Source organism: Pseudomonas sp. 10S5 (genome assembly GCF_035019745.1).
In the GTDB taxonomy this organism is placed as follows: Bacteria; Pseudomonadota; Gammaproteobacteria; order Pseudomonadales; family Pseudomonadaceae; genus Aquipseudomonas.
In genome coordinates this window covers 1-22,911 of sequence record NZ_JASJVL010000016.1, presented here as the reverse complement: position 1 = coordinate 22,911, position 22,911 = coordinate 1, and the positions used below count along the sequence as shown (strand labels likewise).

Here is a 22,911-nt window from a genome sequence, read left to right as displayed (position 1 = left end):
CCGGGGTTTGGTAATTCCGTGTTTATTGTGCTTGGCATTGCCTCCTGCCTGTTTGTCGTCGAACCTCCCCACCGTTATCATCGGCGCATCTTCTGAGGGACTTCCTGATGCTTAACGGCCTATGGCTTGGCTTTTTTGTGGCGGCGGCGGTGTCGGCGCTGGCGCAATGGTTGATCGGCGGGAACGCGGGAATTTTTGCCGCGATGGTTGAAAGTATTTTCGCTATGGCCAAGCTGTCGGTGGATGTAATGCTTTTGCTGTTCGGCACTCTTACCTTGTGGCTCGGGTTTTTGCGGATTGCCGAAAAGGCTGGGATCGTCGATTGGCTTGCTAAGGCCCTTGGCCCTTTGTTCCTGCGCCTGATGCCTGGTGTGCCAGCGGGTCACCCTGCGCTAGGTCTGATCACTCTTAACTTTGCCGCAAATGCCCTAGGACTGGATAACGCGGCAACGCCTATCGGCCTCAAGGCCATGCGCTCGCTACAAGCGTTGAACCCTAGCCCCACCACCGCCAGTAATGCTCAGATTCTGTTTTTAGTACTCAATGCGTCATCGCTGACCCTGATGCCGGTGACGATCTTCATGTACCGCGCGCAACAAGGTGCTGTCGACCCAACGCTGGTTTTTCTGCCGATCTTGCTGGCGACCAGCGCCTCCAGCCTGGTCGGATTGCTATCAGTAGCGTTCATGCAGCGTTTGCGTCTGTGGGATCCGGTAGTACTGGCGTACTTGATTCCCGGGGCGTTAGCGCTGGGGGCCTTCATGATGCTCCTCGCTGGACTTTCCGCCGCCGCGTTGGCCAGTTTGTCGTCGATCCTTGGCAACCTGACGCTGTTCGGTTTGATCATGACCTTTTTGCTGGTCGCCGCGTTCAGGAAAGTGAAGGTCTACGAAGCGTTTGTCGAAGGTGCGAAAGAAGGCTTCGATGTTGCCAAGAATCTGCTGCCGTATCTGGTTGCGATGCTTTGTGCGGTCGGCGTGTTAAGGGCTTCCGGCGCGCTGGATTTTGGCTTGGATGGCATTCGTCATCTGGTGCAATGGGCAGGACTGGACACACGCTTTGTGGATGCCCTGCCTACCGCCATGGTCAAACCGTTCTCCGGCAGCGCCGCCCGCGCCCTGTTGATCGAAACCATGAAGAACCAAGGCGTCGACAGCTTTCCGGCGTTGGTGGCGGCGACTATTCAGGGCAGTACCGAAACTACGTTTTACGTGCTGGCGGTGTACTTCGGATCGGTTGGCATTCAGCGCGCCCGACACGCCGTCGGGTGCGCGCTGTTGGCAGAACTGGCGGGTGTAGTCGCGGCCATTTTGGTCTGCTACTGGTTTTTCGGCAGCATGGCGTAATGCGTCTGTCCCTGCTCGATGGTCCATTGCAGCAGTTGCGCCGCCAAGGTGTCGCTGGCCTTGCCGAATCCGCTCACGATTGAAGGTACTTGCTTGTCGCTAACCGCTTGGTGAACTTCAAACCGGTGGCTGGCGACGATGCGCTGATTGTCCCCGGCCAGGCGTGCGTCGAGACGAATAACGACTTCGATGGCGTCGCCGTGGTACTCACTTTGGAAAGCCTGTAACTCCCCGCTCAGTTCAAAGTCTGCTTGGAGGTTGCTGTCGTCAGTGCTCAACGATTGCACGCGGCCGTCGCGGTAGAAGGCATCGAGCAGTCGATTACGCAACGCCACCGGTGCTGGATCGCTCCAGCGAGCGCCCTTGTAGTTGCTGATCAAATTACCCTGCGGCACGACGGCGATCCGTGGGCTGTCGAGCATTTCGCTGGCCCTGGGCCGAACTATCCGCAGCGACCATGGGACCGGAGCACCTAGAGCCCTGTGTGCAACGGGTTGCGCCGTGCTCAGGCGATAGACATCAGTGGGTTCAGCTTGCGGCAAGATCGAGCAGCCAGCCGACAGCAGCAAAGCGCCGACAATGGCCATCAGGCTCAGCGAATGACGGGCAAGCCTCATGGCTCAAACTCCTTGTTTTTTTCGGTGCCCAGAAGGTAGCCGCTGGGGTTGGCTTCCAAGCGGCGGGAAATCGAGCGGAATGAAGTCAACGTGTCGCGCAGCTCTCGCACCGCCGGGCCCAGTTCGCCAAGCCCCTGCATGCCGCCGTTCAGCGCGTCGTGGTTGTTTTTGAGCAGGCTGTTGATGGTGGCGCTGCTTTGCTCGATGGACTTCATGGCCTGCTCGGCACTGGCGAAGAGTTGCTTGCCGTCACTGTTGAGCATTTCGTTGGCGCCGCGCATCAGTAGCGTCGTTTGCTCCAAGGTGGCACTTGCCTGTTTGCTGATCAGCGTGAGTTGCTTGAGCGACTGGCGAATATCTTCACGCTCGTCGGCGACCACGCGGGTGGCCTGCTCCATGTGTTGCAGGGTCAATGTCAGGCTTTGGACGTTATCGTTGGAGAACATTTGATTGGCGTTGTGCAGCAACTGATTGATTCCGGTCATCAAGTCGCCTGTGTCGTTCAGCAAGCGGGAAATAGGTGAAGGCGACGCAATGATCACAGGCAGTTTGCCGAAAACGCCTATCAACGACGGACTTTGCGGGGTGCCTCCGCTAAGTTGAATGATCGAGGTGCCGGTGATCCCGGTCAGAGCCAGTTTGGCCATCGTGTCTTCTTTGATAGGTGTTTCACCTGCAATCCGGATTTGCGCGAGCACCCGCCGCGGGTCTTCCGGGTCGAGGCGCAATTGCACGACATCGCCAACCTTGATCCCGCTGTATTGCACGGCGCTGCCTCGCGACAATCCGCTGACGGCCTCATTGAAAATAATCTCGTAGTCCTTAAATGCGGTGTCGACACTGGATTTGGCCAGCCACAGACCGAATAGCAGGGCCGCAGCGACCACGATTACGGTGAACAGGCCTATCAATACGTGATGGGCACGGGTTTCCATCCTCAGACCTCCTTGGGGTGCGTGGCGGCCGAGAACGCCGCCCGGCCGCGTGGGCCGTGGAAATATTCGTGAATCCAGGCATCCGGAGTCGCCGCGACCTTATCGATCTGATCGACGACCAATACGCGCTTGTGCGCCAACACCGCGACTCGGTCGGTAATTGTGTAAAGCGTGTCCAAGTCGTGGGTGACCAGAAACACGCTCAGACCCAGCGCGTCGCGCAGGGTCAGAATCAGTTGATCAAAAGCGGCCGCACCGATGGGATCAAGGCCGGCGGTGGGTTCGTCGAGAAACAGAATATCCGGGTCCAACGCCAATGCCCTAGCCAGTGCGGCACGTTTGATCATGCCGCCGGACAAAGACGCCGGGTATTTATGAGCCGCTGACAACGGCAAGCCGGCGAGGGCAAGTTTCATCCCGGCCAAGTGCTCGGCCTCTTCTCGGGTCAGTTTGGCGTGCTCAATTAACGGCAGCGCGACGTTCTCGGTTACCGTCAGCGAGGAAAACAGCGCGCCCTTCTGGAATAACACGCCGAATCGCCGTTCAACCAACGAACGGTCTTTCTCCGACAAGTGCTGGAGGTCTTGACCCAAGACGCGGATTGTTCCCGCGTCTGGCCGACGAAGCCCGACGATGCTGCGCATCAATACGGACTTCCCGCTGCCAGAACCGCCCACCACCGCCAGGATTTCCCCGCGGAACAACTCCAGATCAAGGTTCTCATGCACGCTTTGGCTGCCGAACCGATTGCACAGGTCATGTACCTCAATCACCGCTTGCTGCTGTGCGGTCGCTATCGACGATGTAATGGCGGTCACCAACCCATCTCCATATAAAACAGCGCGGCCAGTGCATCCAGCACGATGACCACAAAGATCGATTGCACCACGGCGGACGTGGTGTGAGCGCCGACAGACTCGGCGCTACCACTGACCTTGAAACCTTCGAGGCAGCCAATAGCGGCGATCAAAAAAGCGAAAATCGGCGCTTTAATCATACCCACCAGAAAGTGCTGAACGCCGATGTCGCTTTGCAGCAGCGAGAGAAACAATGCCGGTGAAATATCCAGGGCCACCGCGCAGACCACGCCGCCGCCGATGATTCCAGAAATCATTGCGACAAAAGTCAGAATCGGCAGCGAGATCAGCAGGGCAAGGATTCGCGGTACGACTAACAATTCCACGGGGCTCAGGCCAAGGGTACGGATGGCGTCGATTTCTTCGTTGGCTTTCATCGAACCAATTTGTGCAGTGAAGGCGCTGGCCGTACGCCCTGCCATCAGGATGGCTGTCAGCAACACGCCAAACTCGCGTAGGAAGGAGAACGCGACCAAGTCCACGGTGAAAATACTCGCGCCGAAGCTTTTCAGTACCGTTGCGCCGAGAAATGCCACCACGGCGCCGACCAAAAACGTCAGAAGGGCAACGATAGGCGCCGCATCCAGGCCGGTTTGTTCGACATGGGAAATGACCGAAGTAAACCGCCAGCGCCTAGGGCGAATAGCGTTAAACAGCAGGGTTTGAAGAATCAGTCCAATGAAACCAAGCAACTGCAGGGTGTCGATCCAGATCGTGTCCACCGCCCTACCGATTCGCAGCAGCAACTGCATGCCGACGGCTGCTTCTGGTTCCTTGATCGGTTCACAGTAGTCGTGCAATGCGGTTTGAATAGTTTGCAATAAGGCGCGGCTGGCGGTGGAGAGGCCTGGTGCACTGACCGCCAGTTGCCCTAATCGGTCGCAGCCGATCATTTCCACCAACAACGAAGCGCCTGCGGTATCAAGGTCGCCGATGTTAGAGAGGTCCACTGGAGTATTGGCGTCGTACCGGCCTGTCACATTACCCATCTGACGCTTTAGGTCGCGATAGTGCGCAAGCGTCCAATCGCCAGCAATCCGCAAGCTCGCTGGGTTGCTGGCGATGTTCATTGAGGCGCTACCGGCCACAGAAGGTAAGTTCATAATCTCCGAGCTTAGTTGGGTTGCCTTGGGGTGGAAGACTCTGAGTCCGGGCCTGGATCATCATCTGCTGGCGGTTTTACGCCCATGGGATCGTCGACCGGCTCAGTCACTGTGGCCTGATCGGTGGCAGTGATTAAAAATCGTAAGACGCCGATCAATTGGCCGTCTTCAGTTTCCACCCGCACCTGCCAGAGACCGGCTGAGTCCTCGGGAAAGTGCTCCTTGTGCGTCCAGGCGCGATAACCTTCTTTGCGCCCGCCGTGAATGTCTAGTGCTATGCGATCCACTTCTTGACCGTCGTGCTGCCAGACGTGGTAAATGCGTTCGTCCAGCCCGCGTGGTGCATTGATCGCGGTGTACGCGTACAGACCGCCTTTGCGCACTTGGCTGGCGCTGACCTCCTCCACGCTGTCGCCAGGGGTGCGGTTCTGATTGTCGAAGTCAGTGCTGACCGCTACTTCGGTCAGCCAAAGCGTCGCTGGCGGTACCCACGAACGCAGCCACCAGCCCCCGCCGCCAATGATCAGTGTAACTGCCAGCAGCAAAGGGATACGTCGCCAATGATTAATCGGAAAGCTTGAGGCCAGGCTAGGAAACGACAACAGCATGGCAATACCCAGCGACAGCTTGTAACTCTCGGCGGTAGTCAGGTGCAAAATCACCGGCAGCGCTGTGAGCAGTGCCGCGAATAACGTAAGAGTGTGAAAAGCCAAGTACAACCAGCGTTTGGAAGCCAGCCAGTGGTAGTACAACGGATCGATGATCGAGATTAACGCTGCTGCCCCCAGCAGGCTAGTAAACACTAACTGTCCACTGTTCCACGTAGTGGTGATAAAGAAAAACGGCAAAACAAAAAATAGACTTTCTTGATGAATCATCTGCGTGCCATAGCGCAGCAATGACTCTGGAATCTCGCGTTTGAAAATTTGCGTGAATAGCTTCATCACGCTGTTCTCGAGCATCAGCCACGCCCAGCTAATCAACATGATCGTGGCGATCCACGTCGCCAGACTTTCCTGGCGATCAACCAAAATAAAGCTGCTAATACCTGATACAAAACCGAAAAACGCAATCACCCCTGGATAGCGCTTCATCAGTTCGAGCACGTGATTTACGTAGCGATTCCAGTCGAGCATTCGACACTTCACTGTGTTGTAGGAAAAAACCCCAACAGAATAGCAATGCTGCTCGGTTAATGGTCAGGCAGATACGAAATGATGGCACTTTGTAAATGGACTAGCCGATTCTCCGCTTACGTTTGCGGTAAACCACTGCCAGTGCCAGCATTAACAGCGCAAGGCCCCCGGCAGTCAATTCATACAACTCATCGTAGTTGAGCAGCGGCTTTTCAACTCGCAGATAGCCCTTCTGTGCCAGCAATCCTCTTAAGGCCTGGTTGGCGGTGTCGAGGCTGACGGCCTTTATCTCTCGAGCCGGGTCGGCAAAGTGACCGTCGTCGTAGTCGCTGAGTGATCCCCAGTAGTAATCGGCCAATGCGCTGTTGCCCTGAACCGCCCACGACTGTTTGTCCACAGCCGCCTGTTGCATGCGGGCGAAGGTTCCGGGGTCGAGTCCGTCTTTTTGCAGGCTCGCGGTCAAGTCGCGCATGACTTGCGTCGCCTGTTGAATATCATTGCGACTCAAGTCAGCGTTCAAGCTAGTGAAGCCAGTGTCGCCAAAGACTTCGCGCTCGCTCCAAGGTCCGTAAGATAAGCCGTCCTTCAACCGCAATGTGCGGTATAGCGACCAGTCTAGGTACTTCTGAAGCAATTCATAGGTTTCATCATGCTGTTGCGCAAGTACGGGCTCAGGGAAATACCAATGCACTTGGGCGCCCTCACCCAGCCAGCCTTTGGTCAGCGTGCGTTCGGCCTTTGCCATGTGGCTGATCGCAGCAAGAGGCGGATGGTCGCCAGGTTCAATCGCGCTGAGCTGGCCGTAAGTACGCTCAAGGTACCCAGGCAAAAAACGGTCAAGATCGCCGACGACGATCAGTGTCATGTTGTTCGCGGCGTACCAGTTGATGCGGACCTTTTCGACCTGCTCCAGGGAGAGCGATTCAATGTCAGTCCGCTCGGCGCATTTGAGGCCGAGCTCAACCGCTAACTGCTTGCTGGCACTATGACCAATGTCCTTATGGTCGAGCCAGCGTTGCAGGCGTGAATAGTGGCCGCCGCCTTCATGTTCGACGATCCCTTTGGCGGCAGCCAGCGTGTTTTGATTGATGCGGCTTTGGGTCAGAATGTCCAGCAGCAGATCAAGCGCTTGTCGCTGATTTCGGGCGGGTGCTTCCATAACGAACGTGGTGTCGGCGTTGCTGGTAAACGCATTCCATTCACCGCCCAGCGATTGTATGCGTTCCTCAAGGCCCCCTTCTCCGCGGTCATCCGTGCCGCTGAACAGAAGATGTTCAAGTAAATGTGGTAGCTCTTTTTCGTCGCAGGCAAAGTCATCGAAGCCGACGCCGACCACCAGGCGAATGGCGACATGACCTTTGCCATCACCCGGTTTGAGTAGTATTTGAAGGCCGTTGTGCAACTCGTAGCCTTCGACTTGAAAGCGGTCCAGGGCCATTAAGGTAGTCGAACTTAACAAAAAACAGACAAACAGCAGGCAGCGCATAAAACGAAATTCCTTGCGGGCCGATATGTGTAACAGACTTTTCTGCTCTTAAGTCGTTCACATTAGCTGTTCGGTGTCGGCGTCGCTGAATAAGACGGCTGTGTCCGAAGTACCGCATGGGCACTGTTGCAATACCAGGGACTGAACTCCTTCGTGTCTGCAATCAATTCAAAATGCACTGAACTGGTTTTCAGGCTCTGTACCACTTTGTGGATCGGCGCTGAAGAAACGGAGCTGCTCGCCATTCGCCGGTCATGACGCCAGAGAGTGTTTATCAGCCGAGAGTATCTCTGCGCGCTCTGACCGGCTCGTTCGGTGTTTTCTTTTTTTCCATCGAGCTACGCATTTTTATGTTGATGGTTTCAACGGCTAACGAGAACGCCATGGCGAAATACACATAACCTTTGGGTACATGCACATCGAACGCTTCTGAGATTAAGACAACGCCGACCACCATCAAGAACGACAGCGCCAGCATCTTCAACGACGGGTGCTTGTCGATGAAGTCGCTGATCACCCCCGCGCAGGCCATCATCACAAGTACTGCCGCGACGATGGCTGCAATCATGACCGGCACATGCGACACCATCCCAACGGCGGTAATCACTGAGTCGAGTGAAAACACAATGTCGATGATCGCGATCTGGATGATGGTGTATAGGAACTTGCCGCCTTTACCCTTTGGCTCATCAATGGATTCTTCTTCCCCCTCCATGCCGTGATAAATCTCCTGAGAGCTTTTCCACAGCAGGAATAAACCGCCGAAAAACAGAATCAGATCACGTCCGGAAATACCCTGGCCGACAATCACAAACAAGTCTGAGGTCAGGCGCATGACCCAGGTAATCGACAGCAACAGCAAGATTCGGGTAACCATGGCCAGCGCGAGTCCGAAGATTCTCGTCCGTGGTTGCATGGGCTTGGGCATACGGCCGACAAGGATCGCGATCATGATGATGTTGTCGATGCCGAGAACGATCTCCAAGGCAGTGAGGGTGAAAAAGGCAACCCAAAGCTCGGGGTTGGTCAGCCATTCCATAGGTATTCCTTAAGCGGTTAATCCCCGGTTTACCGGGAGTGAATCGTCATTTCATAGACTGCGGTAGAGCGGAAATATTCCCATCAGCAACGCGGCTAACAACATGCATAGGCAAACCAGCACTGCCCATTTCAGGGTGAACCGCTGATGATCGCCGAATTCAATCCCCGCCAATGCCACTAATAGATAGGTCGACGGTACCAGCGGGCTTAGTAAATGCACGGGTTGACCGACAATCGATGCGCGGGCCATTTCTAGAGGGGTGATGCCGTAATGGCTGGCAGCTTCGGCGAGAATAGGCAGTACGCCGTAGTAGAACGCATCGTTGGACATGAAGAAGGTAAACGGCATGCTAACCAGCGCGGTGATAACCGCGAGGTACGGCCCGAGCGCATCGGGAATGACCGCTAAAAGGCTTTCGGACATAGCCTTGACCATCCCGGTGCCCGACAGAATGCCCGTGAAGATACCTGCAGCAAAAATCAGTCCTACGACAGCCAGAACGCTGCCGGCGTGGGCGGCGATCCGGTCTTTTTGCGCTTGCAAGCAAGGATAATTGACGATCATCGCAATACTGAACGCCACCATGAACAGCACCGGCAACGGTAGCAGGCCAGCGATCAAGGCAGCCATCAGCACCAATGTAAGCCCGCCGTTGAACCAGATCAGTTTCGGCCGACGCGCGTCGGGAAACTGTGAAACGCTGATTTCACTGTGATCGGCTTCATCTCCCGGCAGGTGCAGCTCACCCAAGCGAGCACGCTCGCGTCTGCCGTAGGCATAAGCGATCAATAGGATCGCAACTACGCCAGCTAACATCGCCGGGATCATCGGCACGAAGATAGCCGATGGATCGACATGCAGGGCGCTGGCTGCGCGTGCGGTCGGACCACCCCAAGGCGTCATGTTCATTACACCGCCGGCCAGAATGATTACCCCTGCCATTATTCGGGGGCTCATGCCCAAGCGACTGTAAAGTGGAAGCATGGCGGCCACGCAGATCATGTATGTGGTTGCACCGTCACCGTCGAGCGACACGACCAACGCTAGAACGGCTGTACCGACGGAAACTTTGACCGGATCGCCTTTGACCATTTTGAGGATCAGGCGCACAGCCGGATCGAAAAGGCCAGAGTCAATCATCATCGCGAAGTACAAAATAGCGAACATCAACATCACGCCCGTCGGTGCGAGCTTGGTGATGCCTTCGAGCATCATCGGGCCGATACCAGCGGCGAAACCTCCGATTAAAGCAAAGGTGATTGGAACCAGAATCAGGGCGATCAGGGCGGACAGGCGTTTGCTCATGATCAGATACATGAACGTAACGACCATGGCAAAGCCGAGGAAGGTCAGCATAGAAATACTCCAGGTGCAGCGCGACGTGAGAAATGCGGATTGAGCAGGTCAGATCAACGCAATGAGGTCAGCACTTGGATTTCGAGCGGGAATAGGCTGGAGCAGGAATGCGAGGGCATCAGGATCACCATTGTTGTTGAGTTTATTGTTGTTATGTCGCAACCGGTCTAACACCGGCAGCGGAGGCGATCCTAAAGGGGCAAGCTTTCAGCCAGCTTTCGATGGGTAAAGATGTTGAGTAGGCATGAGCTGTAGAACAGGCCGAGCGCTCATACAGGTACAGGGAGTTAGATATCTTTTTACGGCAACTCCAGCCCGCCGGCCGCTTTGTGCAGAGCGCGCAAGTGTTGGCCGATCTGCTTCAGGTTTGCTTCGTTGGCAGCGATTTCTGCGGCGCGGTCGGGTTCGAGCAGTGCACGAACTTCTTTATCCAGGTCACCGGTTAAGCGCAGCAATTGTTTTTGGCGCTGGCTGCTTTCGTCTTCAAGCCGGTGCCATTCGTTCGCCTGGGGCAAGCCATAACCTGCGCTACCGAGTAATTCTGCCGGGCGACTGAGGAAGCCACTGCTGGCAAGAATCTCACGTAGCGTGCCGGTGGCTTTGGATACGCTGCCATCTTTCTGTTCCTGAGCACTAAGGTAGCGGTTTTTGACCTCTTCCTGAGCCAACAACAACTGCTTGCGCAAGCTGGCCTGTTCCAACAACAGCATGGCGGCGCTAGAGCGTAGATCCGCATTGGCGAACCAAGCGTTACGCTCCTTGGCGGGCAGCGTCAGCCATTCTTCGACCGTTTTCTGCTGGATCGGGAGCTTTTTCTTCAAAATATCGAACATCGCCTGGTACCGATCTCGATACGAGTCAAAACGGTAGCCCAGACGCAGCGCCTCACGGGGGTCTTTCAACACGCTGGTGTCGGCCAGACCACGGGCGTCAAGGACTTCCAGCAGGCCGTTAGGAATGATGCTGTCCAAGCCTTTGAGGCGGGGGTCATCAGTGCCGCTACGTAATAGTTTCAAGGTCTCGACGGCGCAATTGTTCGAGATGAAATAGTAATTGCCGTCGTAACTCCAGTGCATTTCGGCCGCGTGCTGCACCAAATCGTTGATCTCTGAACGCGACAGGTTCATAGGCACTGAGGCGAGGCTGCGCAGCTCGGTTTTGGTGTATTCATCGATGACTTGCGACAGCGGCAAAACGAATAGCCTCGACGGATAAACGCCCGTCAGGCCGTCCCAACTCGACAGCTGTACGTCGCCGACAAATGCGCGATACGACAACACCAGGTGCTGATCAAGGTCCAGGCGACAATCCGGCCCGCGTGGCCGCCCAGGTTTGCAGATCACCAGCCGAAGCATGCTATGGCCCCAGCGGCTGACCCAGTTCTGGTTGGCTTCAGCTAATAGGTAGTCGACCGCATAAACACGTTCTGGATCAATCTTGCCCAAGGGCTGCACAGCAAAATCACTGCCGGCGTTGATGAATGGATAGGACGTTGGGCAATCGTTTCTGGCCGACGGAGCCCAGCCGAACTGGTCTTCGTAATACGCGTAGAGCCCAGGACGACGGCATGCGTAATCGGGATCGAGGAGGAAATACTCCATGTTCACAGCAACGAACTCACGCGGATTGCTGATTTCGTAGATGTCCGGGCTACGTGCTACTTGGCGGTTGTTCTCTTCGCGCTCACCACGGCGACCTACGTGTTCTGGCCAACCGGCAAGGTCGAGCAACCGTGGGTCGTCGCTGAGAGTGAAGCGCCGTTTCGTTTCGCCCCGGCATTGGTCTGGCAGCCCGATATTGCCGGTGCTGCTGGCTTGACGCCGGCAATTGAGGATCAATTTGCGCTCGGCTTCAGGCCACAGTGCCGCGCGATCATAAATATGAGTGAGTTCGTGCAGGACCGTGGCGAGCATTTCGCGGCGGACAGTGCCGTGAGGGCGATTGGTTTTTTGCGTGGCTGCCGAGCCGTCAGTCAGGCTCGCCAACAGATTGCGGTTCAGGTCGAGATGATGTGGGCCGGTCGCTTCGCCATAGGCGTTGCTGGGTAGGTCATTGGACCAGCTAACGTCTACGCGTCGGTCCAAGTGCGCGATAAACCTGGGCGGAAGGTCTTGCATCGCCTCATCAAGCAGTATTTGGCTGGCGTGTTGCTGCGCCTGGCTTAGGTCGTCGGTGTCCAGTTTGAGGCTTAACCCGGCGACTGCGCTGTTACCGACCAACAGTAACGCGCAGGTCAACATCCAGACGGCAAGGCATCTCACAAGGCGAGAATGGCTTCAGCCAGCGTTTCGTCATTAGCGTTTCGGGCTTCGGGCAGATGCGCGCGAAGGGTATCGAAGGCTGCTTCGAGCTGAGCGCCACGAATATCGCCTTTGCTGGCCACGTAGCTGGCGGCGTCATCTTTGGCTTGAATCACGACTTTGGAGTCGCGTGTGGAGGTGGTGCTGTCGGAAGTGAAGTCAATGCTACGGCCGAAGGCGCGGACGACGATATTACTGGTGGCCTTGACGGTTTGTGCCTGGGCCACGCCGGTCAGCAACAACAGACCTAGGGTGGCGGCAATCAGCGGGGTGCGCATGGAGCGTCTCCAAAATGCAGAAGATAAAACATGATTATTGGACGAGGATTGCTTGCGCCAGTTCAGCGTCGCTAGCACAAAGTTTTGGCTGGGTTAGACGTAGCTGCTCACGTAGCCCAAGCAGGGCCTCCTCCAGTTGTGCTCCTCGTATTTGGCCATCACTGGCTATAAAGGCTGCAGCATCATCCTGGGCGGCAAGTACAATTTTTCGATCAAACGGTGCAGAGGTCACCTTGCTGGAAACAAATCCGCTGGCGACCAGTGATTGAGTGGTCGTATCAAACGCCTGGGACTGAGCAGTCCAGGCCAGAGTAATAAAGAGGATAGGCAGAAAGCGCATAGGTCGATATAACCAATGATTCGAGCTGGCAAGGCTAGCGCAATGCCCGTAGCAGAGCTAGCCCGACATTGAGGCGGGCTGCTCCGTTGACTAAATCGCCAGGATCGCCTGCGCCAGTTGGACATCTGTTGCCCTCAACTCAGGGGCTTGATGACGAATGTGGTCCAGCGCGCCTTCGAGCTGCACGCCACGGATTTCACCTTGGCTGGCTACAAAGCTGGCCGCGTCATCGCGGGCCGCGAGCACTATTTTGTCATCCTTTAACGAAGAAGACAGTTTCGAGGTAGCGTTGCTGGAAGCATCGAACGCGCGAACTAGTTCATCAGTGGTGACAACAAAACTAGAGGCGTTTGCGCTGGCGGCGATAACTGCTAAAAAAGCTACGGCGCTAAGCAGGCGTAGGCGGGACATGATGAACTCCAAAGACATAGGGATAAGATTTTGGCAGCGGCAAGCCTATAACAGCGCTGCGATCCGCACCATCATGTGACGTTAAGAGGGTTGTTTTGTCGACAGGAGGAAGGTTTCACGTAGGCATGCAGTTAAAAAATAAAGCCAAAACTAACTGTATAGGTTACGAAGTGAATTATATGAACTGTACCTGTGACGGGATTTTCTGACTTGCGTGCAAGAATGGGAAACTCTTAAATGACAAAACCCGTCGGCAGTTACCTGCGACGGGTTTTGTATGGAGCAATTCGGGTGGCTGGCAGGAGACCTGTTGGGTCTGGGACCAGCGAGCGCTAAGTTAGCGCCAGAACGGCTTGCTCAACTCTTCGTAGCGTTGCGATTCGCTAATCCCGGCGTCAGCCAGCAAACGTGAATCCAGACGAGCCAGTTGGTGACGGCTGGAAATACGACGTTGCCAAAGCATCAGGTTGGCGAAAGCGCGAAGAGGCCATACGGCTTTTTCGGATGAAGCAGTGGTTTCGAAGAACAGGTCGGAACTGATTGTACGTTCCATGATGAACATCCTTCCGCTTGTGGCGGGATTAGGTAGTGGTTTAACTGGTACTGATTTTCCTCTCTCTTGGCCAGTCCCAATAGACACAGTTCGCTTTAATTGTACTGGTTCAGTTAACTGTTTGTAGGCACTGTTTTGTTCGAAAACAGAGCAACTGTACCGGTGCGCCCTTTAACGGTGCATTTATCCATTTGCACAGCAGAGTTTGAAGGATTAGAGCGGTTTAAAGACCAGTACAGCAGTACAGTTTTTTAAATCCAGAAGCTTTTTCAGTGGCTGACCGCGTGGAAATAACGTGCAGTCAGCCACTATTGGATCAGTCGGCGAGCATCTTCCCGGTTTCTTCCAGGTTCATGTGCCAACTGAGCGCTTCGCGCAATACGTGCGGGGTGTGGCCACCGAGTTTGCACGCTGCCGTAAAGTAGTCGTTTAGCGCTCCGCGATAAGCGGGATGCACGCAGTTGTCGATAATCACCCTCGCACGCTCGCGAGGCGCCAAACCTCTTAGGTCTGCCAAGCCAATTTCGGTGACCAAAATATCTACGTCATGCTCGGTGTGGTCGACGTGGCTGACCATTGGCACGACGCTGGAGATTGCGCCGCCCTTGGCGATGGACTTGGTGACGAAGATCGCCAAGTGCGCGTTGCGTGCAAAGTCCCCGGAGCCACCGATCCCGTTCATCATTCGGGTGCCGCATACATGAGTCGAATTGACGTTACCGTACAAATCAAACTCCAGCGCAGTATTGACGCCAATGATACCCAGGCGACGAATCACCTCGGGGTGATTGGAGATCTCCTGCGGTCGCAGCACCAATTGCGGCTTGTAACGGTTCAAGTCGCTAAAAACCTCGGTGTGTTTCGCCGCTGACAACGTCATGGAGCTGCCAGAAGCAAAGCTCAGTATTCCGGCGTCGAACAGGTCGAAGGTGGAGTCCTGAAGTACTTCGGAGTACATGGTCATGTCATGAAACGGGGAATCCAATAAACCGTGCATCACCGCGTTGGCAATGGTGCCAATGCCCGCCTGGAGCGGCATCAAGCTATTGGTCAGGCGATTTTCTTTCACTTCGTGTTTGAAAAACTCAACCAGATGGCTGGCGATGGCCTGGGTGTCGGTATCGGGAGGCAGAATCGTCGAGTGTGAATCTGGTTGATTGCTGATGACGATGCCGACAATTTTAGTCGGGTCGATCTGCACGGCTGTACTGCCAATGCGGCTATCTGCTCGCAATATTGGGATCGGCAAGCGGGTAGGTCGGTAGCTAGGTATATAAATGTCATGCAGGCCCTCCAGCTCCAGCGGCTGCGCCAGATTGATTTCGACAATCACCTGTTTGGCTAGAATCGCGAAGCTAGCCGAGTTCCCGACGGAAGTGCTGAGTATCAAATGGCCCTCTTCGGTAATGGCAACGCACTCGATCACGGCCAGGTCTACAGCTTTTATCTGACGATTACGCAACTGCTCGACGGTGTCCGAGAGGTGCTGGTCGATGAACATCACAGTGCCGTCGTTAATCGCTTTGCGCAACGTACTGTCGACTTGAAAAGGCATGCGACGGGACAATACGCCTGCTTCGGTGAGCTGCTTGTCGAGGTCGTTGCCAAGGCTGGCGCCGGTCATCAAGCTAATCTTCAGAGGTGACGTCTTAGCGCGCTCGGCCAAAGCATGTGGAACGGCCTTGGCTTCGCCTGCGCGCGTGAAGCCGCTCATGCCGACGGTCATGCCGTCTTGAATCAAGGCTGCGGCGTCTGACGCGCTCATGACCTTGCTAAATAAAGAAGGCATGCGAATACGATCACGGTACATGGATAGTCATCTCTGATATCGGAAGCAAGGCCCCAGTCTAGTGAGTTGAATTTTTCCCGTCCCGCTACCAAGGTCGCATCCAAGGGCTCTAAGCTGAGGTTTCGGTGTAAAACACTGTTACATAATCTGTAAAAAACCCCAGCCGATGTTCGCGCTGGGGTCAGAGTGAAGCAAAGAGGCGTGCGGTGTTATTAGTCGACGGCTTTGACCATGTCTTCGATGACCTTTTTAGCGTCACCAAACACCATCATGGTTTTGTCCAGATAGAACAATTCATTGTCCAGGCCAGCGTAGCCGCTCGCCATTGAGCGCTTGTTGACGATGATGGTCTTGGCCTTGAACGCTTCGAGAATCGGCATGCCGGCAATCGGTGATTTCGGATCGTTCTTGGCTGCTGGGTTGACCACATCATTGGCACCCAATACCAACACCACATCAACTTGGCCAAACTCGGAGTTGATATCATCCATCTCGAACACTTGGTCGTAAGGCACTTCGGCCTCGGCCAGTAGTACGTTCATGTGCCCCGGCATCCGTCCGGCGACCGGGTGAATCGCGTACTTCACGGTGACGCCGCGATGGGTCAACTTCTCTGTCAGCTCTTTGAGCGCATGTTGTGCGCGAGCGACAGCCAGGCCGTAGCCCGGAACGATAATCACGGTGTCGGCGTTCATCAGCAGGAAGGTGGCGTCGTCAGCTGAGCCCGATTTAACCGGGCGTGCTTCTTTATCTCCAGTCGGGCCGGTGACATTCGTTGCGCCGCCAAAACCGCCGCCGATGACGTTGAAAAACGAACGATTCATCGCCTTGCACATTATGTACGAGAGGATGGCGCCGCTTGAACCTACCAGTGAGCCGGCAATGATCAGCATCGAGTTGTTTAGCGAGAAACCAATCCCCGCCGCTGCCCAGCCGGAGTAGCTGTTAAGCATCGATACCACGACTGGCATATCTGCACCGCCGATTGGGATGATCAGCAGCACGCCGATGACGAACGCTAAAGCGAGCATCAGGGCGAATGCACCAAGGTTGCCGGTGGCGATAAAGATCACGCCAAAGGCTATCGTCGCCAAGCCCAGCAAAAGGTTGAGTTTGTGCTGACCGGCAAACTGCACGGGCGCGCCTTGGAACAGGCGGAATTTGTACTTGCCAGATAGCTTGCCGAAGGCAATAACAGAGCCGGAGAAGGTGATTGCACCAATCGCTGCACCGAGAAACAGTTCCAGACGGTTGCCCGCTGGGATGCTGTCACCAAGGTGATGAACGATTCCCAGCGACTGCGGCTCAACAACGGCGGCGATGGCGATGAACACGGCAGCCAGGCCGATCATGCTGTGCATGAACGCAACCAGCTCTGGCATTTTGGTCATTTCAACGCGTTTGGCCATGATTGAACCGGCGGTACCGCCGACCAGCAAGCCAATCACAATGTAACCAATACCTGCCGAAGCGCCACCCTGTGCCAGAGACATCTCGCCAAGTTTGTACACGAGGCCGATGGTGGTGATCACCGCCAGCGTCATGCCCAGCATGCCGTACAGATTACCGCGTCGCGAGGTGGTCGGGTGCGACAAGCCTTTGAGCGCCTGAATGAAGCAGATCGAGGCGATCAGGTACAGGAGTGTTACCAGATTCATGCTCATTACTTCTGCGCCCCTGTTTCTAAGGGCAGGCCTTTAGCTTTGGGTGCTTTTTTCTTGAACATCTCCAGCATTCGCCGAGTGACAAGGAAGCCGCCGAACACGTTGACCGCCGCCAGTGCGACCGCCAACGTGCCCATGGTTTTGCCCAACGGGGTAACGGTCAGTGCCGCCGCAAGCATGGCGCCGACGATAACAATCGCCGAAATCGCATTGGTCACCGCCATCAGCGGTGTATGCAGCGCGGGTGTAACGTTCCAGACCACATGGAAGCCGACATAAATAGCCAGCACGAAGATGATCAGGTTGTAGATACCGGGGGAGATAAACTCTTCCATCGTCTTGTCCTTTAGGCGTTCTTGCGGATGACTTGGCCGTCGCGGCACATCAGGCACGCGGCGACGATGTCGTCTTCGAGGTTGATCTGCAACTGCCCTTCTACAGTGAATAGCAGCTTCATGAAGTCCAGCAGATTGCGCGCGTACAGAGCGGAGGCATCGGCAGCAACCATTGCGGGCAAGTTGGTGTAACCAATGATGGTCACGCCGTGCTCGATCACTACTTGGTCAGCAACGGTCAGCGGGCAATTTCCGCCTTGCGCTGCCGCCAGGTCGATGACCACCGAGCCGGGCTTCATTTGCGCAACGGTCTCGGCACTGAGCAACACTGGCGCTTTACGGCCAGGGATCAATGCGGTGGTGATCACGATATCTGCCTGCTTGGCACGCTCATGTACCGCAACTGCCTGGCGCTGCATCCAGCTCGCAGGCATCGGACGGGCATAACCGCCGACGCCGACGGCGGCTTCACGTTCTTCGTCCGTTTCATACGGCACGTCGACGAACTTGGCGCCGAGGGATTCGATTTGTTCTTTAACTGCGGGACGCACGTCCGACGCTTCAATCACTGCGCCCATGCGTCTAGCCGTCGCGATGGCCTGCAAACCGGCAACGCCAGCACCCAGGATCAGCACGCGTGCAGCTTTCACGGTCCCGGCGGCCGTCATCAGCATCGGCATAAACCGCGGATAGTGATGGGCTGCCAGCAGAACGGCTTTATAGCCCGCGATGTTGGCCTGGGAAGACAGGACATCGAGGCTTTGAGCGCGGGAGGTGCGCGGCGCAGCTTCAAGGGCGAATGCAGTAACACCGCATTCGGCCATCTTTGAAATCGTCTCGTTATTAAACGGGTTGAGCATCCCGATCACGATCGTGCCGGGGTTGATCAGCGTCAGCTCGTGGTCGTTAGGGGCGGCGACCTTGAGGACCAACTCAGCACCAAACGCATCCTTGGCAGTGCCAAGGATGGCGCCGCAGGACTGATAGGCACTGTCAATAACGCAGGCATGAATGCCGGCGCCACTTTGTACCGTGACCTGATGGCCTTGGGCAATCAGCTTCCTGATGGTTTCGGGGGTTGCGGCAACCCGCGTTTCGCCCGTATGGGTTTCGAGAGGAACACCAATGTGCACGTTCAAATCTCCTGCATGATCTTGTTCTTATATTCGAATAGGCCAGTGCACTACGGATGGTGCGGCTGGTTCGGCTGATCAGCACGATCCCACCAAAACAGGGCGGGGCGCGGCATTTTGCAGGCGAAGTTAGATCCCTTCAACCACTTATGAAGGGTGACGAAAAATTAACTACAAGTCACCCTGTGACCGTAAGTCGCACCAAATGGACGTAACCCTATGTTTGTAAGGCCTGTAGCGATCTATTTGTAAATACGACCTTTTGCGTAATCAGGTTGATGAATGCGTGCGACCTTTTCGTGTTGAGGCTGCAGGCCCCGGTTTAAGAGGTTTAGAAGTATTTTTTGGTTATCGGTACAGTTGGGCTTAAAGCGACAAATTGTTATATCTGTAGGTAATTTAATTGCTTGACTACGCAGTCAGGTATTGGCTGCGGGCATTGTGGCCAGCAGGGTGTAGCCATGAGCCTGCTCCACCAACCAATCACGAAAGGCCCTTAATGAAGCCGACTCTACTTTTCGCTCCGGAATCATCAGGTAATAAGCCTTAACACTCGATAGAGCGGAGCTGTTTGCAATGATCAGGCGCTTGTCCGCCAATTCGCGCTGAATAAGGAATGGTGGAATCAGTGCAATCCCCATCTCATGCATTGCCGCCTGTGCAAGCATGGAGAATAGCTCGTAACGCGGGCCTGTCATGTCCCATGGAATGCTCTCGCTCAGAGCGCTGAACCATTGTCGCCAGGCATAGGGCCTTGTGGTTTGTTGCAGCAGCGGAAGTTCGGCAATCTCATTGGCGCTCAAGCTCTGGCGATTGCCCAGTAGCGCTGGGCTGCACACAGGCATCGGATTCTCGCCCATCAGCCGATGTGATTCAGTGCCGGACCAGTCTGCATCGCCAAAGTAGATCGCCGCGTCGAAGTCGGTGTCCGCAAACAGGAACGGGCGGGTACGGTTGGTAAGATTGACCGTCACGTCGGGGTGTTTCTGTTGGAAATCTTTTAGGCGGGGCAGAAGCCATTGGGTGCCGAATGTGGGGACCACCGCCAGCTCAATAGTATTGGCGCCCTGCTGACCCATCGCTGACAAAGTGTCGCGTTCCACTGCATCCAGTTGAGTCGTCACGCGGCGGCTATAAGAAAGACCCACTTCGGTCAGCTTCACCCCTCGCCGGGAGCGTCGGAATAATTCAACGTTCAGAAACTCTTCAAGGCTGGCGATTTGCCTGCAAATGGCGCTTTGGGTGATTGAAAGCTCTCGCGCCGCCTCGGTAAAGCTTTCATGCCGCGCGGCGGCTTCGAAACTGATGAGGGCCGTCGTGCTGGGTATCTTTCTGCGCATGTACGTTTATCTCACCAATTTATTGGATGTTAGTGGTTTACAACGATTTCGGAGTGAGAAATTAGCACAATAGTATGCAAAAACCTCGTTTGCCCTATTCGCTAACGGGGCCTAGCATCAGCCCACAACGTTATTACCTGATCGCGAGGACTCGCTCATGGCTGGCAAGGCAAGCTTCAACTGGATCGACCCACTGTTGCTGGATCAGCAGCTCACCGAAGAAGAGCGCATGGTGCGCGACAGTGCCGAGCAGTTTTCCCGTGACAAGTTGGCTCCGCGCGTCCTTGAAGCCTTTCGTCATGAGCGCACCGACACCGCTATTTTTCGGGAAATGGGTGAAGTGGGTTTGTTAGGCGCCACCATCCCCGAGGAGTACGGTGGCAGCGGTATGAACTATGTGTGCTACGGGCTGATCGCACGTGAAGTCGAGCGCGTTGATTCTGGCTATCGGTCGATGATGAGCGTGCAGTCCTCTCTGGTGATGGTGCCGATTAACGAGTTCGGCACTGAAGCGCAAAAACAGAAATACCTGCCCAAGCTGGCTTCCGGGGAGTGGATTGGTTGTTTCGGTCTTACAGAGCCCAATCATGGCTCCGATCCGGGTGCGATGATCACTCGGGCCAAAAAGGTCGACGGCGGTTATCGTTTGTCGGGCAGCAAAATGTGGATCACCAATAGTCCGATCGCCGATGTATTTGTGGTCTGGGGCAAGGACGATGCGGGCGATATTCGTGGTTTCGTCCTGGAGAAAGGTTGGGCCGGCCTGAGCGCGCCGGCTATTCACGGCAAGATCGGCCTGCGCGCATCCGTTACCGGCGAGATCGTGATGGACAACGTGTTTGTGCCTGAGGAAAACATCTTCCCGGACGTTCGTGGTCTGAAAGGGCCGTTCACCTGCCTGAACTCCGCTCGTTACGGGATTTCCTGGGGGGCGTTGGGTGCTGCTGAATTTTGCTGGCACACCGCGCGTCAATATACGCTGGACCGTCAGCAATTCGGTCGTCCGCTCGCTGCCACCCAGTTGATCCAAAAGAAGCTGGCTGACATGCAGACCGAGATCACCATGGCCTTGCAAGGCTGCCTGCGGTTAGGGCGAATGAAGGACGAAGGCACTGCAGCAGTTGAAATTACCTCGATGATGAAGCGCAACTCATGCGGCAAATCCTTGGACATCGCCCGTATGGCCCGGGACATGTTGGGCGGTAACGGCATATCCGACGAGTTCGGTGTCGCGAGGCATCTGGTCAACCTTGAAGTTGTGAATACTTATGAAGGTACACACGACGTACATGCGCTGATTTTGGGTCGTGCGCAGACAGGCATTCAAGCCTTCTATTAAGTAGCTGCCGTTTAGCTGTCTATTCATGAGGAAAAGGAGTTTGCCGATGGGCGCGCTTTCACATCTACGGGTTCTCGACTTATCGCGGGTGCTTGCGGGGCCTTGGGCTGGTCAGATCCTCGCGGACCTCGGCGCTGAGGTGATCAAGGTCGAGCGTCCGGGCAAGGGGGATGACACTCGCGCCTGGGGGCCTCCTTTTCTGAAGGATGCCAATGGCAATAACACCAGTGAAGCGGCTTATTACCTGTCGGCCAATCGAAACAAGGAGTCGGTGACTATCGACTTCACTCGACCTGAAGGGCAGAAGTTAGTGCGGGAACTGGCCGCTAAATCCGACATTCTTATTGAGAATTTCAAAGTCGGCGGGTTGGCAGCCTATGGGTTGGACTATGAGTCGTTGAAAGCCCTCAACCCTCGGCTCATCTATTGCTCAATCACTGGCTTTGGGCAAAGCGGTCCTTATGCCAAGCGAGCGGGTTATGACTTCATGATCCAAGGGCTCGGTGGATTGATGAGTCTTACGGGGCGGCCAGAAGGAAATGACGGTGCTGGCCCGGTGAAAGTCGGCGTCGCATTGACTGACATTCTTACTGGGCTGTACTCGACCGTTGCGATTCTCGCTGCGTTGGCGTATCGGGATCAGGGGGGTGAGGGTCAGCACATCGATATGGCGTTGCTTGACGTGCAGGTCGCCTGCTTGGCCAATCAGGCAATGAACTACCTGACTACCGGGGTGGCTCCCCGCCGGCTGGGCAACGCTCATCCAAACATTGTCCCGTATCAGGATTTCCCCACCGCCGATGGCGACTTCATACTCACGGTGGGTAACGACAATCAATTCAGGAAGTTCGCTGAGGTCGCCGGACAGGCGCAGTGGGCCGAAGATCCTCGCTTTTTGACCAATACATTGCGGGTTGCCCACCGCGCCGAGCTCATTCCTTTAATTAGGCAGGCAACGGTGTTCAAGACGACTACTGAATGGGTCACGCAGCTAGAGCAGGCCGGTGTACCGTGTGGGCCGATCAACGACTTGGCTCAGGTGTTCGCCGATCCACAGGTCCAGGCGCGAGGGTTAGCTATCAATATGGCTCATGCGCTGGCTGGGAAAGTCCCGCAGGTCGCAAGCCCTATTCGCTTGTCAGTAACGCCCGTTGAATATCGTCTTGCACCGCCCTTGTTGGGTGAGCATACGATTGATGTGTTGGGGCGTATTTTGGGGTTGGATATCGATGCGGTGGCGGCGTTGAGGCGTTCGGGTGTGTTGTAGCTATATATAGTTGGTTCAAGCGGGGTCATGTGGCTTCGTTTTGCGGTATTTCTTAGAAGCTTGCGATTAATCCTTGACGTAACTTTTCCTGAGCCTATAATTCGCCCCTCTTCCGCAGCAGACGAAACATAAACTCCTTGGTAATCAATGAGTTAACCAGTTTTGTTAGCGAGGAAGAAGCTTCGGTCGCGGTGATCGACAGCGGTGAGAATAGGCAGTTGACAGCGAGTTGAAACGCTGTAGAATTCGCCTCCCGCTGACGAGAGACGCGAAGTTGATCGAAG

General features: G+C 55.5%; 21 protein-coding genes and 1 pseudogene. 3 read left to right on the top strand and 19 right to left on the bottom strand.

Going from position 1 to position 22,911, the window contains the following annotated elements; genetic code table 11:
- Positions 1 to 107: 107 nt before the first annotated feature.
- Positions 108 to 1,346, top strand: coding sequence for a nucleoside recognition domain-containing protein (locus QN378_RS17270; protein ID WP_322205920.1), 1,239 nt, complete (start codon positions 108 to 110; stop codon positions 1,344 to 1,346).
- Here the strand turns inward: QN378_RS17270 and QN378_RS17265 are convergent.
- From QN378_RS17265 to QN378_RS17180, 18 genes are all read right to left on the bottom strand, one after another.
- A complete protein-coding gene (locus QN378_RS17265) occupies positions 1,319 to 1,963 on the bottom strand; it encodes an ABC-type transport auxiliary lipoprotein family protein (protein WP_323550714.1) in 645 nt (214 codons plus the stop codon). The two genes, QN378_RS17270 and QN378_RS17265, sit on opposite strands and share 28 nt — an antisense overlap.
- Complete coding sequence (locus QN378_RS17260) at positions 1,960 to 2,898, bottom strand: MlaD family protein (protein ID WP_322205918.1); 939 nt, start codon at positions 2,896 to 2,898, stop codon at positions 1,960 to 1,962. The genes QN378_RS17265 and QN378_RS17260 overlap by 4 nt, the downstream gene beginning before the upstream one ends.
- Positions 2,899 to 2,900: 2 nt before the next feature.
- The gene (locus tag QN378_RS17255; RefSeq protein WP_322206967.1) at positions 2,901 to 3,695 is read right to left on the bottom strand and encodes an ABC transporter ATP-binding protein; all 795 of its coding nucleotides are present in this window, start codon (positions 3,693 to 3,695) and stop codon (positions 2,901 to 2,903) included.
- A gap of 17 nt (positions 3,696 to 3,712) precedes the next feature.
- The gene (locus QN378_RS17250; protein ID WP_322205917.1) at positions 3,713 to 4,858 is read right to left on the bottom strand and encodes an ABC transporter permease; all 1,146 of its coding nucleotides are present in this window, start codon (positions 4,856 to 4,858) and stop codon (positions 3,713 to 3,715) included.
- A gap of 11 nt (positions 4,859 to 4,869) precedes the next feature.
- Positions 4,870 to 5,994: a DUF5924 family protein gene (locus tag QN378_RS17245; RefSeq protein WP_322205916.1), complete on the bottom strand. Its 1,125-nt coding sequence runs from the start codon at positions 5,992 to 5,994 to the stop codon at positions 4,870 to 4,872.
- A 100-nt stretch (positions 5,995 to 6,094) separates the two neighbouring features.
- On the bottom strand, positions 6,095 to 7,480 hold the full coding sequence (locus QN378_RS17240; protein ID WP_322205915.1) for a M16 family metallopeptidase: 1,386 nt from the start codon (positions 7,478 to 7,480) through the stop codon (positions 6,095 to 6,097).
- A gap of 274 nt (positions 7,481 to 7,754) precedes the next feature.
- Positions 7,755 to 8,519 (bottom strand): TerC family protein, encoded by a 765-nt coding sequence (locus QN378_RS17235; RefSeq protein WP_322205913.1) that lies wholly within the window; start codon positions 8,517 to 8,519, stop codon positions 7,755 to 7,757.
- 51 nt (positions 8,520 to 8,570) lie between these two features.
- Positions 8,571 to 9,878: a CitMHS family transporter gene (locus QN378_RS17230; RefSeq protein WP_322205912.1), complete on the bottom strand. Its 1,308-nt coding sequence runs from the start codon at positions 9,876 to 9,878 to the stop codon at positions 8,571 to 8,573.
- A gap of 299 nt (positions 9,879 to 10,177) precedes the next feature.
- Positions 10,178 to 12,118, bottom strand: a complete 1,941-nt coding sequence (locus QN378_RS17225; RefSeq protein WP_322205911.1) for a DUF4105 domain-containing protein — start codon at positions 12,116 to 12,118, stop codon at positions 10,178 to 10,180.
- A 17-nt stretch (positions 12,119 to 12,135) separates the two neighbouring features.
- A complete protein-coding gene (locus tag QN378_RS17220; RefSeq protein WP_322205910.1) occupies positions 12,136 to 12,456 on the bottom strand; it encodes a DUF2388 domain-containing protein in 321 nt (106 codons plus the stop codon).
- A 34-nt stretch (positions 12,457 to 12,490) separates the two neighbouring features.
- On the bottom strand, positions 12,491 to 12,796 hold the full coding sequence (locus tag QN378_RS17215; protein WP_322205909.1) for a DUF2388 domain-containing protein: 306 nt from the start codon (positions 12,794 to 12,796) through the stop codon (positions 12,491 to 12,493).
- A gap of 90 nt (positions 12,797 to 12,886) precedes the next feature.
- Positions 12,887 to 13,207 carry a DUF2388 domain-containing protein gene (locus tag QN378_RS17210; RefSeq protein ID WP_322205908.1) on the bottom strand — a complete coding sequence of 107 codons (321 nt, stop codon included), beginning with the start codon at positions 13,205 to 13,207 and terminating at the stop codon, positions 12,887 to 12,889.
- Positions 13,208 to 13,544: 337 nt separating this feature from the next.
- On the bottom strand, positions 13,545 to 13,760 hold the full coding sequence (locus QN378_RS17205) for a DUF1127 domain-containing protein (RefSeq protein WP_322205907.1): 216 nt from the start codon (positions 13,758 to 13,760) through the stop codon (positions 13,545 to 13,547).
- Positions 13,761 to 14,076: 316 nt separating this feature from the next.
- Positions 14,077 to 15,570: an acetyl-CoA hydrolase/transferase family protein gene (locus QN378_RS17200; protein ID WP_322205906.1), complete on the bottom strand. Its 1,494-nt coding sequence runs from the start codon at positions 15,568 to 15,570 to the stop codon at positions 14,077 to 14,079.
- Positions 15,571 to 15,761: 191 nt separating this feature from the next.
- Positions 15,762 to 17,213: an NAD(P)(+) transhydrogenase (Re/Si-specific) subunit beta gene (locus QN378_RS17195; protein WP_322205905.1), complete on the bottom strand. Its 1,452-nt coding sequence runs from the start codon at positions 17,211 to 17,213 to the stop codon at positions 15,762 to 15,764.
- Entirely contained in the window at positions 17,213 to 17,548 is a 336-nt protein-coding gene (locus QN378_RS17190) for an NAD(P) transhydrogenase subunit alpha (protein ID WP_322205904.1), read from the bottom strand. The genes QN378_RS17195 and QN378_RS17190 overlap by 1 nt, the downstream gene beginning before the upstream one ends.
- An 11-nt stretch (positions 17,549 to 17,559) precedes the next feature.
- Positions 17,560 to 18,681 (bottom strand): Re/Si-specific NAD(P)(+) transhydrogenase subunit alpha, encoded by a 1,122-nt coding sequence (locus QN378_RS17185; RefSeq protein WP_322205903.1) that lies wholly within the window; start codon positions 18,679 to 18,681, stop codon positions 17,560 to 17,562.
- Positions 18,682 to 19,100: 419 nt separating this feature from the next.
- A complete protein-coding gene (locus QN378_RS17180; protein WP_322205902.1) occupies positions 19,101 to 20,021 on the bottom strand; it encodes a LysR family transcriptional regulator in 921 nt (306 codons plus the stop codon).
- Positions 20,022 to 20,178: 157 nt separating this feature from the next.
- On the opposite strand from QN378_RS17180, the gene QN378_RS17175 reads away from it, so the two are divergent.
- Both QN378_RS17175 and QN378_RS17170 read left to right on the top strand, forming a co-directional pair.
- The gene (locus QN378_RS17175; RefSeq protein WP_322205901.1) at positions 20,179 to 21,360 is read left to right on the top strand and encodes an acyl-CoA dehydrogenase; all 1,182 of its coding nucleotides are present in this window, start codon (positions 20,179 to 20,181) and stop codon (positions 21,358 to 21,360) included.
- Between the two features lie 46 nt (positions 21,361 to 21,406).
- Positions 21,407 to 22,627 carry a CaiB/BaiF CoA transferase family protein gene (locus QN378_RS17170; RefSeq protein ID WP_407074073.1) on the top strand — a complete coding sequence of 407 codons (1,221 nt, stop codon included), beginning with the start codon at positions 21,407 to 21,409 and terminating at the stop codon, positions 22,625 to 22,627.
- A gap of 94 nt (positions 22,628 to 22,721) precedes the next feature.
- On the opposite strand, the pseudogene QN378_RS17165 reads toward QN378_RS17170, so the two are convergent.
- Positions 22,722 to 22,911, bottom strand: a pseudogene (locus QN378_RS17165) (hypothetical protein); the annotation flags it as partial.